The sequence below is a fragment of the Acidovorax sp. A79 genome (assembly GCF_041154505.1).
Classification (GTDB): domain Bacteria; phylum Pseudomonadota; class Gammaproteobacteria; order Burkholderiales; family Burkholderiaceae_C; genus Acidovorax.
The window spans coordinates 1,512,682-1,528,016 of sequence record NZ_AP028672.1 but is presented as its reverse complement, the minus strand read 5'-3'; the positions used below and the strand labels follow the sequence as shown (position 1 = coordinate 1,528,016).

Annotated in this window: 15 protein-coding genes; 10 read left to right on the top strand and 5 right to left on the bottom strand. The window is 66.1% G+C overall.

Annotation, left to right across the window (positions count from 1 at the left end):
• The first annotated feature begins 35 nt into the window (after window positions 1–35).
• The gene (locus ACAM51_RS06890; protein WP_369643089.1) at window positions 36–1,250 is read left to right on the top strand and encodes a fatty acid desaturase; all 1,215 of its coding nucleotides are present in this window, start codon (window positions 36–38) and stop codon (window positions 1,248–1,250) included.
• Between the two features lie 92 nt (window positions 1,251–1,342).
• On the opposite strand, the gene ACAM51_RS06885 is transcribed toward ACAM51_RS06890, so the two are convergent.
• Complete coding sequence (locus ACAM51_RS06885) at window positions 1,343–1,753, bottom strand: hypothetical protein (protein ID WP_369643088.1); 411 nt, start codon at window positions 1,751–1,753, stop codon at window positions 1,343–1,345.
• Window positions 1,754–1,992: 239 nt separating this feature from the next.
• Here ACAM51_RS06885 and ACAM51_RS06880 point away from each other — a divergent pair, with 239 nt between their 5' ends.
• Window positions 1,993–3,501: a PLP-dependent aminotransferase family protein gene (locus ACAM51_RS06880; protein ID WP_369643087.1), complete on the top strand. Its 1,509-nt coding sequence runs from the start codon at window positions 1,993–1,995 to the stop codon at window positions 3,499–3,501.
• A gap of 113 nt (window positions 3,502–3,614) precedes the next feature.
• On the opposite strand, the gene rpmG is transcribed toward ACAM51_RS06880, so the two are convergent.
• The 3 genes from rpmG to trxB all read right to left on the bottom strand — a co-directional run bounded on the left by rpmG (window position 3,615) and on the right by trxB (window position 5,169).
• A complete protein-coding gene (rpmG, locus tag ACAM51_RS06875) occupies window positions 3,615–3,785 on the bottom strand; it encodes a 50S ribosomal protein L33 (protein ID WP_008904999.1) in 171 nt (56 codons plus the stop codon).
• An 11-nt stretch (window positions 3,786–3,796) separates the two neighbouring features.
• On the bottom strand, window positions 3,797–4,030 hold the full coding sequence (gene rpmB / locus ACAM51_RS06870) for a 50S ribosomal protein L28 (protein WP_007859763.1): 234 nt from the start codon (window positions 4,028–4,030) through the stop codon (window positions 3,797–3,799).
• Between the two features lie 185 nt (window positions 4,031–4,215).
• Window positions 4,216–5,169 carry a thioredoxin-disulfide reductase gene (trxB, locus tag ACAM51_RS06865; RefSeq protein ID WP_218295730.1) on the bottom strand — a complete coding sequence of 318 codons (954 nt, stop codon included), beginning with the start codon at window positions 5,167–5,169 and terminating at the stop codon, window positions 4,216–4,218.
• 185 nt (window positions 5,170–5,354) lie between these two features.
• Between trxB and ACAM51_RS06860 the strand changes: the two genes are divergently transcribed.
• From ACAM51_RS06860 to lolA, 3 genes are all read left to right on the top strand, one after another.
• Complete coding sequence (locus tag ACAM51_RS06860) at window positions 5,355–6,032, top strand: Crp/Fnr family transcriptional regulator (protein WP_369643086.1); 678 nt, start codon at window positions 5,355–5,357, stop codon at window positions 6,030–6,032.
• Window positions 6,033–6,104: 72 nt separating this feature from the next.
• A complete protein-coding gene (locus ACAM51_RS06855) occupies window positions 6,105–8,438 on the top strand; it encodes a DNA translocase FtsK (protein WP_369643085.1) in 2,334 nt (777 codons plus the stop codon).
• 48 nt (window positions 8,439–8,486) lie between these two features.
• Window positions 8,487–9,119 carry an outer membrane lipoprotein chaperone LolA gene (gene lolA, locus ACAM51_RS06850; protein ID WP_369643084.1) on the top strand — a complete coding sequence of 211 codons (633 nt, stop codon included), beginning with the start codon at window positions 8,487–8,489 and terminating at the stop codon, window positions 9,117–9,119.
• Between the two features lie 132 nt (window positions 9,120–9,251).
• Here lolA and ACAM51_RS06845 read toward each other — a convergent pair whose 3' ends face one another.
• The gene (locus tag ACAM51_RS06845; RefSeq protein WP_218295726.1) at window positions 9,252–9,608 is read right to left on the bottom strand and encodes a DUF1304 domain-containing protein; all 357 of its coding nucleotides are present in this window, start codon (window positions 9,606–9,608) and stop codon (window positions 9,252–9,254) included.
• 386 nt (window positions 9,609–9,994) lie between these two features.
• Between ACAM51_RS06845 and ACAM51_RS06840 the strand changes: the two genes are divergently transcribed.
• From ACAM51_RS06840 to ACAM51_RS06820, 5 genes are all read left to right on the top strand, one after another.
• A complete protein-coding gene (locus tag ACAM51_RS06840) occupies window positions 9,995–11,338 on the top strand; it encodes a replication-associated recombination protein A (RefSeq protein WP_218295725.1) in 1,344 nt (447 codons plus the stop codon).
• A gap of 314 nt (window positions 11,339–11,652) precedes the next feature.
• Window positions 11,653–12,582 carry a branched-chain amino acid ABC transporter permease gene (locus tag ACAM51_RS06835; RefSeq protein ID WP_218295724.1) on the top strand — a complete coding sequence of 310 codons (930 nt, stop codon included), beginning with the start codon at window positions 11,653–11,655 and terminating at the stop codon, window positions 12,580–12,582.
• 13 nt (window positions 12,583–12,595) lie between these two features.
• Window positions 12,596–13,672 carry an ABC transporter ATP-binding protein gene (locus ACAM51_RS06830; protein WP_369643083.1) on the top strand — a complete coding sequence of 359 codons (1,077 nt, stop codon included), beginning with the start codon at window positions 12,596–12,598 and terminating at the stop codon, window positions 13,670–13,672.
• Between the two features lie 25 nt (window positions 13,673–13,697).
• On the top strand, window positions 13,698–14,480 hold the full coding sequence (locus ACAM51_RS06825) for an ABC transporter ATP-binding protein (RefSeq protein WP_218295722.1): 783 nt from the start codon (window positions 13,698–13,700) through the stop codon (window positions 14,478–14,480).
• Between the two features lie 2 nt (window positions 14,481–14,482).
• On the top strand, window positions 14,483–15,211 hold the full coding sequence (locus ACAM51_RS06820; protein ID WP_218295721.1) for an ABC transporter ATP-binding protein: 729 nt from the start codon (window positions 14,483–14,485) through the stop codon (window positions 15,209–15,211).
• Window positions 15,212–15,335: the final 124 nt, after the last annotated feature.

The following is a 15,335-nucleotide window of genomic DNA, read 5'->3' as shown; positions in this document are numbered from 1 at the left end:
GGCGAGCGGGTTCTCTGTAGTAAGGCTTCCCGAATATGCTGTTACCCGATTGGGCTGTGCTGAACGCCGCCATTGACTGGCTCGGCCATGGTTTGTGGAACCTGGCCTGGTGGCAGATCATCCTGTACACCCTGGCGACGACCCACATCACCATCGCGGCGGTCACGATTTTCCTGCACCGCGCCCAGGCGCACCGCGCGTTGGATTTGCATGCCATCCCCTCGCACTTCTTCCGCTTCTGGCTGTGGATCGGCACGGGCATGGTCACCAAGGAATGGGTGGCGATCCACCGCAAGCACCACGCCAAGTGCGAAACGGTGGACGACCCGCACAGTCCCCAGACACGGGGCCTCGATACCGTGATGTGGCGTGGTGCCGAGCTGTACCGCGCCGAGTCAAAGAACATGGAGACCATGAAGAAGTTCGGCCACGGCACGCCGGATGACTGGATGGAGCGCAACGTCTATACCCGCTACGGCTGGCAGGGCGTGGGCCTCATGCTGATCCTGAACCTCGCCCTGTTCGGTGCCCTGGGCGCTGCCGTGTGGGCGGTTCAGATGCTCTGGATTCCCTTCTGGGCGGCGGGCGTGGTCAATGGCGTGGGCCACTACTGGGGCTACCGCAACTTCGAGGCGCAGGATGCCAGCACCAACCTGTCGCCCTGGGGGATCATCATTGGCGGCGAGGAACTGCACAACAACCACCATACCTACCCCACCTCGGCCAAGTTCTCGGTCAAGCCCTATGAGTTCGATATCGGCTGGGTCTACATCAGTCTGATGAAGAAGATCGGCTGGGCCACCGTCAAGAAGGTTCCACCCAAGCTGCAGCTGGGCGATGTGAAGCCCGTGGCGGACGAAAAGACGCTGGAGGCCCTCATCGCCAACCGCTACGAGGTGATGGCCGGTTATGCGCGCGGTGTGCGCCAGGCCTGCAAGGAGGAGATTGCCGCATTGCAGGCGCGCCAGGCCGATGCGTCGGTGCTCAAGGCCGCCAAGCGCTGGCTTCACCGCGATGCGGAGAAGGTGCCTGCCGTGGCCCTGCCGCAACTGGCCCAGGCGCGCGCCGCGCACCCGGCCCTCGACAAGATGGTGACCATGCGGGAAGAATTGCGCCAGCTGTGGCTCAATACCTCGCACTCCCGCGAGCAGTTGACGGCCGATCTGCAGGCATGGTGCCGCCGCGCCGAGGAAAGCGGCATTGCGGCGCTGCGCGAGTTCTCGCTGCGGTTGCGTGCGGCCCAGGCCTAGAGGCGGCCGGCCGCCTGCCGCGGCGCCCGGATACGAAGGAAAAAGGCCTTGCCGTCCGGCAAGGCCTTTTTCTTTTCTGCCGCCTTGCCGCTTCACCGTGCGGCGTGCAAGGCGCCGCCAAGTGTCCCCTCCTTGCGGGCCTTCCCGCCCGCCGAGAAAGCCCTGCGCAGGCGTCTCCAGGCTTTCTGGCCCAGTCCGGGCACGGGTGTGCCTTCCACGATCCTGACTTCCGCCGGGCCCTGCGTGGCGCTGCCAAGCTGCACCCAGGTGGCCTGGCGGTGCTCCACCACCCACGGCAGGTGGTCGCCCGCCTTCAACCGCGCCAATGGTGGCGAGTGCAGCGCGTGCCCGAGAGAGCGGGGCGCAAGGCGGATGGCCACGTCCCCCCGGGTCGCGTGCACCCGGCTGCCGGGTGCGAGGCAGGCCCAAAGGCTCTGGCCGGGCGCGATATGCAGGGTGAGGAAAGGGGTGGGGATGGCGGTGAGCTGGGGGCGCGGTTTCATGGTGCGGGTCCTCCGGGGACAAAAGGCTGTAGCGAGGGCTTGAGCGTAGGAAATGCCGCCCCGCCGCAACAGATACACGCTCCCCCGTGAGGAGGTAGAACAGCAGCGATAGCGGGCATGCTGTTATGGTTGCTTCTGCCCTTTCCTGTATCTGTACCCGTGGATGGCGTTCAGGCACCATCCACAGACCGGCTGCGGCGCCCATCCCATGGCGCAGCGGCATCCTTCGTTCTCCAGCCATGCCACGCTCCTCCGACACCCGGGAACCTCCCCTCTACCGCCAACTGGCGGGCTTGTACGAGCAGGCGATCGCCGCGGGCAGCCTTAAGCCCGGCATGCGCATGCCGTCCGTGCGCGAACTGTGCCAGCGCCATCAGGTGAGCCTGACCACGGCGCTGCAGGTGCTGCGCCACCTCGAATCCCAGGGGTGCGTGGAGGCGCGCGAGCGCGTGGGCTACTTCGTGCGCGAACTGGGCGGCGTGGCGCTCCCGGAGGCGCGCGAACCCGAGGTGCATGAACCGCTGGCCAGCGACCCCCAAGCCTTTGCGGGTATCAATGAGCGCATTTCGGTTTTTCTGGACAAGGCCCGCCGTGCAGGCCCCCTGCCGCTGGACCTGGGCAGCGCGATGCCGGCGCCCAGCCTGTTCGATGCGAAGGCGCTCAACCGGCTTGCCCATGGCCTGCTGCGGGAGCAGCCGGACATCCTGGTGTATGGCCCTTCGGCACCCACGACGCATCCCGAGTTCCAGCAGGCCATGGCGCGGCATGCGCTCACCTTTGGCGTGTGCGTGGCCCCGGCGGACATCGGCGCCACCCACGGAAACTCCGAGGCGGTGAATCTGGCGCTGGATGCGGTGGCCGGGCCGGGCGACGTGATTGCGGTCGAATCCCCCACCTTCTTCGGCATCCTGCAGGCCATCGAGGTGCGCGGGCTGCGCGCGCTGGAGATTCCCTGCAGCCCCCACACCGGCATATCGCTGGAGGCGCTGGAACTGGCCGCGCGCAACGAGCCGCGGCTCAAGGGCGTGGTGGTGGTTCCTCATCTGCAGATGCCGCAGGGCAGCGTGATGCCCGACGCGCACAAGGAGCGCCTGGTGGCGCTGTGCGTGGAGCATGGCCTGGCCCTCATCGAGGACGATATCTACCGCGAATTCGTGGAGTCGCCGCATGTGCTGCGCCCCGCCAAGGCCTGGGACCGGCCGGGCGATGCGGGGCAGGTGATCTATTGCGCCTCGCTCAGCAAGAGCTTCGCCCCCGGCCTGCGCCAGGGATGGATGAGCGCGGGGCGCTGGCAGGCCCGGGTGCAGATGCTCAAGTTCGCCCGCACGCGCAACATGCAGACGTGGTCGCAGCTGCTGGCCGCGCGCAGCGTGGATTCCCCGGCCTATGAACGCCACATGCGCCGCATGCGTGTGCAGCTGCGCCTGCAGCGGGAGCAGTCCGCGCGGGCCGTGGCCCGCTACTTTCCGACCGGCACGCGGCTGAGCCTGCCTCCGGGAGGGTTGAGCCTGTGGCTGGAGCTGCCGGCCGGCATTTCGTCCACGCTGCTGTACGACCAAGCGCTGCAAAACGGCATCCGCATCGCCCCCGGGCCCATGTTCACCAACACGGGGCGCTATGAACATTTCCTGCGCCTGAGCTGCGGCATGCCCTTCACCGCGCAGGTGGAGGAGGGCTACCGCACGCTGGGTGCCTTGATGGCGGACCAGCTGGCCGTGCGGGCGCCCGCCTCGCGCAAGGTTGCCTAGGGGGCCGCCAGCGCTGCCCTGCGCACGGCTCTGGGCAGGTGCAGGCGGAAACAGGCATAAAAAAACCGCCCGGGGTCCGGGCGGTTCTTTGGGGAGAAAACGAGGCTGAACGATTACTTCAGCTTCATTTCCTTGTATTCCACATGCTTGCGAGCTTTTGGATCAAATTTCATGATCAGCATTTTCTCGGGCATGGTCTTCTTGTTCTTGGTCGTGGTGTAGAAGTGGCCGGTACCCGCAGTGGATTCCAGCTTGATCTTGTCGCGTCCGCCTTTGCTTGCCATGGTGCTTCTCCTTAAGCCTGACCACGTGCGCGCAGGTCTGCGAGCACCGAGTCGATACCGTTCTTGTCGATCAAACGCAGGGCAGCGCTCGAAACACGCAGGCGAACCCAGCGGTTTTCGGTCTCGACCCAGAAACGGCGGTATTGCAGGTTCGGCAGGAACCGGCGCTTGGTTTTGTTGTTGGCGTGGGAAACATTGTTTCCGACCATGGGCTTCTTGCCCGTTACGTCGCAGACGCGTGCCATGAGGACACTCCGATACTTTTAACGGCCGTTCGCTGGGCCCTGGGGTTGTTTCCCCAGGTTGGCTTGCGGCCTCACCTCGCCAGAATAAAGGGTGGCGGTAACCCGATTTGCCTGTTTCGAAAGGACCGCAAAAACGGGCCGAATTCAGCAAAGCCGCAGATTATAGCCTGATGCCCAGTTTTTGATCAACTCTCCTGTTCCAAGAAGCGCTGGGCGTCCAGCGCGGCCATGCAGCCCGTGCCGGCGCTGGTGATGGCCTGGCGGTACACGTGGTCCTGCACGTCGCCCGCGGCGAAGACGCCCGGCACGCTGGTCTGGGTGGCAAAACCCTTGAGGCCGCCCTGGGTGATGATGTAGCCGTTTTCCATCTCCAACTGGCCCTGGAAGATCTCGGTGTTGGGCGCATGCCCGATGGCGATGAAGCAGCCTTGCAGCTGGATGTCTTGCGTGCTGCCGTCCTTGGTGCTCTTGATGCGGATGCCGGTCACGCCGGTGTTGTCGCCCAGCACTTCGTCGAGCGTGTGAAACAGCTTGAGCTCGATCTTGCCCGCCGCGACCTTCTCGTTGAGCTTGTCCACCAGGATGGGCTCTGCCTTGAACTTGTCCCGGCGGTGCACCAGGGTGACCTTGCGGGCGATGTTCGACAGGTACAGCGCTTCTTCCACCGCCGTATTGCCGCCGCCGACCACGCAGACGTCCTGCTCGCGGTAGAAGAAACCGTCGCAGGTCGCGCAGCCGGACACGCCCTTGCCCATGAAGGCCTCTTCCGAAGGCAGGCCCAGGTACTTGGCGGAGGCGCCCGTGGCCAGGATCAGCGCGTCGCAGGTGTAGGTGCCGCTGTCGCCGGTGAGCGTGAAGGGACGCTGGCTGAAATCGACCTTGTTGATATGGTCGAAGATCACCTGGGTCTTGAAGCGCTCGGCGTGCTCCAGGAAGCGCTGCATCAGCTCGGGGCCTTGCACGCCGTGCACGTCGGCGGGCCAGTTGTCCACCTCGGTCGTGGTCATCAGCTGGCCGCCCTGGGCCATGCCGGTGATGAGCACCGGATTCAGGTTGGCCCGTGCGGCATAGACGGCCGCCGTGTAGCCCGCGGGGCCGGAGCCAAGAATCAGAACTTTCGCGTGTTGGGTGGTGGACATGGTAAAAGCCTGTGTTTTGCGCCCGCTACATGGGGCGCTGTTGGGAAAGCTGGGGCTGAGCCGCCGAGTATCAACCGGCGGCCGTGGGTGCAAGCGGCCCCTTTTTCAATCACGGCGATTGTAAGAACCCATTGATGACCCGTTGCGACTCCGGTTGGGTCGCGCACCTGAGAGGAGAAGTTTTCATGTCGACGATGTTGTCCAACCTGGACCTGCTGCGCCGGGTTCCGCTGTTCTCGCTGCTGACGGTGACGCAGGCCGAGGTGATCAGTGGCGCGGTGATCAAGCGCCGCTTCAAGCGGGGCGAGGCGCTGGTGGAGCAGGGGCAGAAGTCCAATGCGCTGTTCATCCTGCTCACGGGACGCGCCCGGGTGATGACCTCCGACAGCCGGGGGCGCGAGGTGATCCTGGCCACGCTCTCGCAGGGCGACTACCTGGGCGAGATGAGCATCATCGACAACGAACCCCATTCGGCCACGGTGCGTGCCGAGGTGCAGACCGACGTGCTCATGCTCGGCCGCGCCGAGTTCGCCCGCTGCCTGACCGAGAACGCCTCGATGTCGCTGGTCGTGATGCGCGGCCTGGTCAAGCGCCTGCGCCATGCCGATCGCAAGATCGAGTCGCTGGCTCTGCTGGACGTGTACGGCCGGGTGGCCCATGCGCTGCTGGACTTCGCGCTGCCGGATGCCCAGGGCCAGCTCGTGATCAAGGACAAGATCTCGCGCCAGGACCTGGCCAAGATGGTGGGCGCCTCGCGCGAGATGGTCAGCCGCGTGATGAAGGACCTGGAAGAGCGTGGCTTCGTCGAGGTCCTGCCCAGCGGCGCCACCCTGCTCAAGGACCGGCTGAACGCCCTGGGTTGACGGCGCCGCGGTGTGGCTGCCTTTCGGCACACATCCCCTGCGGTGCTTGGGGTAAGCTCGCCCGGCACGCATATGACCTATTCCCTCAATACCCTGAATGCATCGGCGGCGGCCAAGTCGCCGCCCCGCACGGGCGCTGCCCGTTTTGGCCATGAAATCGGCCTCATGGTGGGGCTGCTGGCCCTGGTTTTCTGGCTTCTGGCCCTGTTCAGCTATTCGGCGCAGGATGCCGCCTGGTCCACCTCGGGCGTCCGGGGCGGACGCATGGTCGCCAACTGGGCGGGCCGGTTCGGCGCGTGGCTGGCCGATGGCAGCTACTTCGCGCTGGGGTTTTCGGTGTGGTGGTGCGTGGCGGCCGGCGTGCGCGCCTGGCTTTCGTCGCTGGCGCGCTGGATGCGCGGCGGAGAGTCCGTTGCGGGGGCCGCGGGCCCGATGCGGCGGCGGGCACTTTTCTGGGCCGGCCTGGTGGTGCTGATGTGCTCCAGCACCGCGCTGGAATGGTCGCGCCTGTACCGGTTTGAATCCTTCCTGCCCGGGCATGCCGGTGGCGTGCTGGGCTACATCATGGGCCCCGCCAGCGTGAAGTGGCTGGGCTTCACGGGCTCGGGCCTGCTGGCCATCGTGCTGGCGGTGCTGGGCGCGGCGCTGGTGTTCCGCTTCTCGTGGGGCCACGTCGCGGAGTTCGTGGGCGGCCGCATCGACGCGCTGGTGCAGTCGCGCCTGGCCCAGCGCGAGGTGGCCAAGGACGTGGCCGTGGGCCGCAAGGCGGCCCGCGAGCGCGAGGTGGTGGTGCTGGAAGAGCGCATCGAGAGCGAGGTGCAGCACCCCGAGCCCATCCAGATCATCGAGCCGGTCCTGGTGGACGTCCCGCAGAGCACCCGCGTGGTCAAGGAGCGCCAGAAGCCCCTGTTCACCGAGATGCCCGACAGCAAGCTGCCGCTGGTGGACCTGCTCGACGGCCCGCTGCAGCGCCAGGAGACCGTGGCGCCCGAGACGCTGGAGATGACCAGCCGCCTCATCGAGAAGAAGCTCAAGGATTTCGGCGTGGAAGTGCGCGTGGTAGCCGCCATGCCCGGCCCCGTGATCACGCGCTACGAGATCGAGCCCGCCACGGGCGTGAAAGGCTCGCAGATCGTGGGCCTGGCCAAGGACCTGGCGCGTTCGCTCAGCCTGGTGTCCATCCGCGTGGTGGAGACCATCCCGGGCAAGAACTACATGGCGCTGGAGCTGCCCAACGCCAAGCGCCAGTCCATCCGCCTGTCCGAGATCCTCGGCTCGCAGGTCTACCACGAGGCCAAGAGCATGCTCACCATGGGCCTGGGCAAGGACATCGTGGGCAATCCGGTGGTGGCAGACCTCGCCAAGATGCCGCACGTGCTGGTGGCTGGTACCACGGGCTCGGGCAAGTCGGTGGGGATCAACGCCATGATCCTCTCGCTGCTGTACAAGGCCGAGGCGCGCGATGTGCGCCTGTTGATGATCGACCCCAAGATGCTGGAAATGTCGGTCTACGAGGGCATTCCGCACCTGCTGGCGCCCGTGGTCACCGACATGAAGCAGGCCGCCCACGGCCTGAACTGGTGCGTGGCCGAGATGGAGCGGCGCTACAAGCTCATGTCCAAACTGGGCGTGCGCAACCTGGCGGGCTACAACGTCAAGATCGACGAAGCCAAGGCGCGCGAGGAGTTCATCTACAACCCCTTCAGCCTGACGCCCGAGGAGCCCGAGCCGCTGCAGCGCCTGCCGCACATCGTGGTCATCATCGACGAGCTGGCCGACCTGATGATGGTGGTGGGCAAGAAGATCGAGGAGCTGATCGCCCGCCTGGCGCAGAAGGCGCGGGCGGCCGGTATCCATCTGATTTTGGCCACGCAGCGGCCCAGCGTGGATGTGATCACCGGCCTGATCAAGGCCAATATCCCGACCCGCATCGCGTTCTCGGTGGGCTCCAAGATCGACAGCCGCACCATCCTGGACCAGATGGGTGCCGAAGCCCTGCTGGGCATGGGCGACATGCTCTACATGGCCAGCGGCACCGGCCTGCCGATCCGGGTGCATGGCGCCTTCGTGTCGGACGAGGAAGTACACCGTGTCGTCAGCTACCTCAAGGAACAAGGGGAGCCGGACTACATAGACGGCGTGCTCGAAGGCGGAACTGTGGATGGCGAGGGGGATCTGTCAGGGGAGGGCGGCGGCGACGGGGGTGAGAAGGACCCCATGTACGACCAGGCCGTCGAAGTGGTGCTCAAGGACCGCAAGGCGAGCATCTCGTACGTGCAGCGCAAGCTGCGCATTGGCTACAACCGCTCTGCGCGTTTGCTGGAAGACATGGAAAAGGCGGGCCTCGTCAGTGGCCTGACCACCAGCGGCCAGCGCGAGGTTTTGGTGCCGGCGCGCAGCGAGTGACCCGGGCGGGGCGCCAAGCCCGGCCCATGCCCCTTACAGGAGTTTTTGTTGAAAAAGATCGCCACTGCAATTTTGATAGCTGCCAGCGCAACACTGGCAAGCGCTGATGGCCTGAAAAGCCTTGAATCCTTCATGAAGGGCACGCAGACCGGCCGGGCGGACTTCAGCCAGACGGTGACCTCGCCGCCCAAGGACGGGCAGACCGCGCGCACCAAGATTTCCAGCGGCAGCTTCGAGTTCCAGCGCCCCGGGCGCTTCAAGTTCGTCTACAAGAAACCTTTCGAGCAGACCATCGTGGCCGACGGCCAGACCCTGTGGCTCTACGACGTGGACCTGAACCAGGTCACCCAGCGCGCGCAGGCGCAGGCCCTGGGCACCACCCCGGCGGCGCTGCTGGCCTCGGCGCCCGATCTGTCGGCGCTGAAGGCCGAATTCACGCTGGAGTCCGCGCCGGACCAGGATGGCCTGCAGTGGGTGCTCGCCAGCCCCAAGGCCAAGGACGGCCAGCTCAGGAGCGTGCGCGTGGGCTTTGCCGGCGAGCAGCTCGCGGCGCTGGACATCCTGGACAGTTTCGGCCAGCGCTCGCTGATCCGTTTCACCGGCATGCAGGCCAATGCCGCGCTGCCCGCCGGCACGTTCCAGTTCAAGCCCCCGGCCGGGGCGGACGTGGTCAAGCAGTAACGTTCTGCGGCGGCCGGTTGCCGGTGCCTGGGTTGCCCGCCTGCTATTGAATAGATAGCTATTGGCGCCTTCCGGCAGGGCGCTAGCGGCCACAAGGGACCGCAAGGGTGGCGCTGGCTGCCCGGGCGCGGCTCACCCCAGCAGCAGCAAGGCAAGGCCGATGGCGGCCGGCACGGACTGGATGAACAGGATCTTGCGGCTGGCCGTGGCCGCCCCATACAGGCCGGCGACCAGCACGCACAGCAGGAAGAACACCTTCACGCCCAGGCCGGCATCTCCCAGCGTCAGCCCCCAGAACAGGCCCGCCGCCAGGAATCCGTTGTAGAGCCCCTGGTTCGCCGCCAGCACCTTGGTCGCGGCGGCCTGCTCGCGGGATTGGCCAAAGGCGCGCCGTCCGGCGGGCTTTTCCCAGAGGAACATCTCCAGCACCAGGATGTACACGTGCAGGAGGCCGATCAGACCGACGACGATATTGGCGGCAAGGGACATGAAAACTCCATGGGGTGGTGGCAGGCAGGGGCCGCGGGTGCGGTGCGAGGGCACCACGGTAATCCATTTCAGGCCGCGGGTGTTGCCCGGCACAGTCACCTGGGCGCGCCAGGTGGTGGGCGTGCCTCCCCTTGCGCGCGCGGCGAAGAAAGAAGGAGTGCTGCCGGCGGCCTGGTTCCCGACGGTGCCCTTGCCGGAGCGCGGCGGCCGGTTGTGTTGGAATGGCGGCATGAAGACCGTTTTCCGCCTGCGCACCCGGGCCGCGCAGCCAGCCGATCCTTGCGTGCCTGGCGCCCTGTCGCGCCAACTGCCCTCTCTGCATGCCCTCGCCACCGGGCCGCGCGCCCCGGCCGCCCGTTCTGGCGCCCGCGCCGCGGGGGGCTGAGATGGCCGCCCGCAACGCCCCCCCAGAAACCTCGCAGGCGCTCCACCGCCCCCTGGCCGAGCGCCTGCGGCCCCGCACGCTGGGCGAGGTGATCGGCCAGCAGCATGTGCTGGGCCCGGGCATGCCGCTGCGGCTCGCGTTCGAGTCGGGCCGCCCGCACAGCTGCATCCTCTGGGGGCCGCCCGGCGTGGGCAAGACCACCATCGCGCGCCTGATGGCCGATGCGTTCGATGCGCAGTTCATCAGCATCAGCGCCGTGCTGGGCGGGGTCAAGGACATCCGCGAGGCCGTGGAACGCGCCGAGGCCGCGCGCGACGGGCTGATGCAGCAGCGCACCATCGTCTTCGTCGACGAGGTGCACCGCTTCAACAAGAGCCAGCAGGATGCCTTCCTGCCGCATGTGGAGAGCGGGCTGTTCACCTTCATCGGCGCGACCACCGAAAACCCCTCGTTCGAGGTGAACTCCGCGCTGCTGTCGCGCGCCGCCGTCTATGTGCTGCAGCCGCTGTCCGAGCAGGATTTGAAGCAGATTGTGGCCCTGGCCCAGGCGGAGCAAGCGCTTCCAGCTATTGAAGATGTAGCAATCGAGCGCCTGGTGGCCTACGCCGACGGCGATGCCCGCCGCCTGCTCAACACGCTCGAAACCCTGGCGATGGCGGCGGCCCAGGAGAAGCTGCCCGAGATCACCGATGCCTGGCTGCTCAAGGTGCTGGGCGAGCGCATGCGCCGCTACGACAAGGGCGGCGAGCAGTTCTACGACACCATCAGCGCGCTGCACAAGTCGGTGCGGGGCTCCGACCCCGACGCCGCGCTGTACTGGCTGGTGCGCATGCTCGACGGCGGTGCCGATCCGCGCTACATGGCCCGCCGCCTGGTGCGCATGGCCAGCGAGGACATCGGCCTGGCCGACCCGCGCGCGCTGCGCCTGGCGCTGGATGCGACCGAGGTGTACGAGCGCCTGGGCAGTCCCGAGGGCGAACTGGCCCTGGCCGAATGCGTGGTGTACCTGGCCGTCGCACCCAAGTCGAACGCGGTCTACAAGGCCTACAACGCGGCCCGCGCCTGGGTGAAGAAGGACGGGACCCGCCCCGTGCCCATGCACCTGCGCAATGCACCAACCCAGCTCATGAAGCAGCTGGACTACGGCAAGGGCTACCGCTACGCGCACGACGAGGAGGGCGGCTTCGCGGCGGGCGAGAACTACCTGCCCGAAGGCATGCCGGAGCCCGGTTTCTACGCGCCGGTGGAGCGCGGGCTCGAAATCAAGATCGCACAGAAGTTGCGTGAACTGCGGGACCGCAATGCGTCGGCCGATTCCGGAGACGGGCAGGGCGGCGGCACCTGATCGGCCGGCAGGGGCGGGGGGCGCGCCCCCTCATGCCGATTTGGCATGAATTGGGTAATAAGTTCGCACATCAATTTTCCTGCTTGCATCATGTGCGCTTATGAATTGCGTTGCCCGCTGATGTGGCCCCAACCCGAGGGAAAACCCCGCCCGGCTTGGCGGGGGCCGCTTGTGACTACTCGCTACAATCCCGTCCACAAACCCGCACAGCTGCACTTCTGGCGGGTTTTTTGCTAGATGGCAGTCGGGCCCACAAGGCTGTACCGATTCCGGTGCCAAAGCGGTGGGTACGTTACAAACGAAGGACTTCTCTTATGGACATTTTGCTGCAACAGATCATCAACGGTCTGGTACTCGGCAGCATGTACGCCTTGATAGCCTTGGGCTACACCATGGTGTACGGCATTATTCAGCTGATCAATTTCGCCCACGGCGAGGTGCTGATGATCGGGGCTCTGACCAGTTGGAGCTGTATAGGAATGATGCAGGCCGCGATGCCGGGCGCGCCTGGCTGGCTGATCCTGCTGCTGGCGACCCTCATTGCCTGCGTGGTCGCCGCGACGCTCAATTTCGTGATCGAGAAGGTGGCCTACCGGCCCCTGCGCAACAGTCCGCGCCTGGCACCCCTGATCACCGCCATCGGCATGTCGATCCTGCTGCAGACGCTGGCGATGATCATCTGGAAGCCCAACTACAAGCCCTATCCCACGATGCTGCCCAGCACGCCGTTCCAGGTCGGCGGCGCCTTCATCACCCCCACGCAGATCCTGATCCTGGGCGTGACGGCCGTGGCCCTCGCTTCCCTCGTGTACCTGGTGAACCACACCAACCTGGGCCGCGCCATGCGCGCCACGGCCGAGAACCCCCGCGTGGCCTCGCTCATGGGCGTCAAGCCCGACATGGTGATCTCCGCCACCTTCATCATCGGCGCCATCCTGGCGGCCGTGGCCGGCATCATGTATGCCTCCAACTACGGCACGGCGCAGCACACCATGGGCTTCCTGCCCGGGCTCAAGGCCTTCACGGCAGCCGTGTTCGGCGGCATCGGCAACCTGGCCGGCGCGGTGGTCGGCGGCATCCTGCTGGGCCTCATCGAAGCCATCGGCTCGGGCTACATCGGCACGCTCACGGGCGGCCTGCTGGGCAGCCACTACACCGACATCTTTGCGTTCATCGTGCTCATCATCATCCTGACGCTGCGCCCCTCGGGCCTGCTGGGTGAGCGTGTGGCGGATCGCGCCTGAGGAGCCTAGGACCATGAAGAACACCAAAACCAACTGGATCATCGGCGCCGTCGCGCTGCTGGTGCTGCCGCTGATCCTGCAATCCTTCGGCAACGCCTGGGTGCGCATCGCCGACCTGGCCCTGCTGTATGTGTTGCTGGCCCTGGGCCTGAACATCGTGGTGGGCTACGCCGGCCTGCTGGACCTGGGCTACGTGGCGTTCTACGCCGTGGGCGCCTACCTGTTTGCCTTGATGGCTTCGCCGCACCTCGCGGACAACTTTGCGGCCTTTGCCGCCATGTTCCCCACCGGACTGCACACCTCGCTGTGGCTGGTCATACCGTTGGCGGCATTGCTCGCGGCGTTCTTCGGGGCGCTGTTGGGAGCCCCCACGCTCAAGCTGCGGGGCGACTACCTGGCCATCGTCACGCTGGGCTTCGGCGAAATCATCCGGATCTTCCTGAACAACCTGGACCACCCCGTCAACCTGACCAACGGCCCCAAGGGCCTGGGCCAGATCGACTCGGTCAAGGTCTTTGGCCTGGACCTGGGCAAGCGGCTGGAGCTGTTCGGCTTCGACATCAACTCGGTCACGCTGTACTACTACCTGTTCCTGATCCTGGTGGTGATCTCCATCGTGATCTGCTATCGCCTGCAGGATTCGCGCATCGGCCGCGCCTGGATGGCCATCCGCGAGGATGAGATCGCCGCCAAGGCCATGGGCATCAACACCCGCAACATGAAGCTGCTGGCCTTCGGCATGGGCGCTTCGTTCGGCGGCGTGTCGGGTGCGATGTTCGGTGCGTTCCAGGGCTTCGTGTCGCCCGAGTCGTTCAGCCTGATGGAGTCGGTCATGATCGTCGCCATGGTGGTGCTGGGCGGCATCGGCCACATCCCTGGCGTGATCCTGGGGGCCGTGCTGCTGTCGGCCCTGCCCGAGGTGCTGCGCTACGTCGCCGGTCCGCTGCAGGCCATGACGGACGGCCGCCTGGACTCCGCCATCCTGCGCCAGCTGCTGATCGCGCTGGCCATGATCGTCATCATGCTGATTCGCCCCCGCGGCCTGTGGCCCTCGCCTGAGCACGGCAAGAGCCTGACGCAGAAGACCTGAAGCAGAACACCACCGAAAGTTAGCAATGACAGAGAAATCCAATGAAGTGGTGCTGAAGGTCGCCGGCATTTCCAAGCGCTTTGGCGGCCTGCAGGCCCTGTCCGACGTCGGGATCACCATCCAGCGCGGCCAGGTCTATGGCCTGATCGGCCCCAACGGAGCGGGCAAGACCACGTTCTTCAATGTGATCACGGGCCTGTACACCCCCGACAGCGGCACGTTCGAGCTGGCCGGCAAGGCCTACGAGCCCACCGCCGTGCACGAAGTGGCCAAGGCAGGCATCGCCCGCACCTTCCAGAACATTCGCCTGTTCGCCGAGATGACGGCGCTGGAGAACGTGATGGTCGGCCGCCACATCCGGACCAAGTCCGGGTTGCTCGGCGCCGTGCTGCGCACCAAGGGCTTCAAGGAAGAAGAAGCCGCCATCGCCAAGCGCGCGCAGGAGCTGCTTGACTACGTGGGCATCGGCAAGTTCGCCGACTACAAGGCGCGCACCCTGAGCTACGGTGACCAGCGCCGCCTGGAAATCGCCCGCGCCCTGGCCACCGACCCGCAGCTGATCGCCCTGGACGAGCCCGCCGCCGGCATGAACGCCACCGAGAAGGTGCTGCTGCGCGAGCTGATCGACCGCATCCGCAACGACAACCGCACCATCCTGCTCATCGAGCACGACGTGAAGCTGGTGATGGGCCTGTGCGACCGCGTGACGGTGCTTGACTACGGCAAGCAGATCGCCGAAGGCAACCCCGCCGAAGTGCAGAAGAACGAAAAAGTGATTGAGGCCTATCTGGGCACCGGAGGACATTGAGAATGGCCGAAAAATCCAACAAGGTACTGCTGCAGGTCAAGGGCCTGAAAGTGGCCTACGGCGGTATCCAGGCCGTCAAGGGCGTGGACTTCGAAGTGCGCGAAGGCGAGCTGGTCTCGCTGATCGGCTCCAACGGCGCCGGCAAGACCACCACCATGAAGGCCATCACCGGCACCCTGGGCATGAACGATGGCGACATCCTGTACCTGGGCGAAAGCATCAAGGGCAAGGGCGCCTGGGACCTGGTGAAGAAGGGTCTGGTGATGGTGCCCGAGGGCCGTGGCGTGTTCGCGCGCATGACCATCACCGAGAACCTGCAGATGGGCGCCTACACGCGCAGGGACAAGGCGGGCATCCTGGCCGACATCGAGAAGATGTTCACCATCTTCCCGCGCCTGCGCGAGCGCAAGGACCAGCTGGCCGGCACCATGTCGGGCGGCGAGCAGCAGATGCTGGCCATGGGCCGCGCGCTCATGAGCCAGCCCAAGGTGCTGCTGCTGGACGAGCCCTCCATGGGCCTGTCGCCCATCATGGTGGACAAGATCTTCGAGGTGGTGCGCGACGTGTACGCCCTGGGCGTGACCATCCTGCTGGTGGAGCAGAACGCGAGCCGCGCGCTGGCCATTGCCGACCGCGGCTACGTGATGGAGTCGGGCCTCATCACGATGACGGGCCCCGGCCAGGAACTGCTGAGCGACCCCAAGGTGCGGGCGGCCTACCTGGGCGAGTAACCCGGCTGCCGCGCATTGGGCGCCGTGGGCGCCACCGGAAAAAAGGCACTGCCCAGCCGCAGTGCCTTTTTTCATGGCGGCACGAACCGCCGCCGGCAGGAAGGCGTCTGTGCTTGATTTGCTA

What these genes read in the sequence shown, in the direction of transcription:
- ACAM51_RS06890 (WP_369643089.1), top strand. Translation starts at nt 36, where the DNA reads ATGCTGTTACCCGATTGGGCTGTGCTGAACGCCGCCATTGACTGGCTC.
- ACAM51_RS06885 (WP_369643088.1), bottom strand. Translation starts at nt 1,753, where the DNA reads ATGAAACCGCGCCCCCAGCTCACCGCCATCCCCACCCCTTTCCTCACC.
- ACAM51_RS06880 (WP_369643087.1), top strand. Translation starts at nt 1,993, where the DNA reads ATGCCACGCTCCTCCGACACCCGGGAACCTCCCCTCTACCGCCAACTG.
- rpmG (WP_008904999.1), bottom strand. Translation starts at nt 3,785, where the DNA reads ATGGCAAGCAAAGGCGGACGCGACAAGATCAAGCTGGAATCCACTGCG.
- rpmB (WP_007859763.1), bottom strand. Translation starts at nt 4,030, where the DNA reads ATGGCACGCGTCTGCGACGTAACGGGCAAGAAGCCCATGGTCGGAAAC.
- trxB (WP_218295730.1), bottom strand. Translation starts at nt 5,169, where the DNA reads ATGTCCACCACCCAACACGCGAAAGTTCTGATTCTTGGCTCCGGCCCC.
- ACAM51_RS06860 (WP_369643086.1), top strand. Translation starts at nt 5,355, where the DNA reads ATGTCGACGATGTTGTCCAACCTGGACCTGCTGCGCCGGGTTCCGCTG.
- ACAM51_RS06855 (WP_369643085.1), top strand. Translation starts at nt 6,105, where the DNA reads ATGACCTATTCCCTCAATACCCTGAATGCATCGGCGGCGGCCAAGTCG.
- ACAM51_RS06845 (WP_218295726.1), bottom strand. Translation starts at nt 9,608, where the DNA reads ATGTCCCTTGCCGCCAATATCGTCGTCGGTCTGATCGGCCTCCTGCAC.
- ACAM51_RS06840 (WP_218295725.1), top strand. Translation starts at nt 9,995, where the DNA reads ATGGCCGCCCGCAACGCCCCCCCAGAAACCTCGCAGGCGCTCCACCGC.
- ACAM51_RS06835 (WP_218295724.1), top strand. Translation starts at nt 11,653, where the DNA reads ATGGACATTTTGCTGCAACAGATCATCAACGGTCTGGTACTCGGCAGC.
- ACAM51_RS06830 (WP_369643083.1), top strand. Translation starts at nt 12,596, where the DNA reads ATGAAGAACACCAAAACCAACTGGATCATCGGCGCCGTCGCGCTGCTG.
- ACAM51_RS06825 (WP_218295722.1), top strand. Translation starts at nt 13,698, where the DNA reads ATGACAGAGAAATCCAATGAAGTGGTGCTGAAGGTCGCCGGCATTTCC.
- ACAM51_RS06820 (WP_218295721.1), top strand. Translation starts at nt 14,483, where the DNA reads ATGGCCGAAAAATCCAACAAGGTACTGCTGCAGGTCAAGGGCCTGAAA.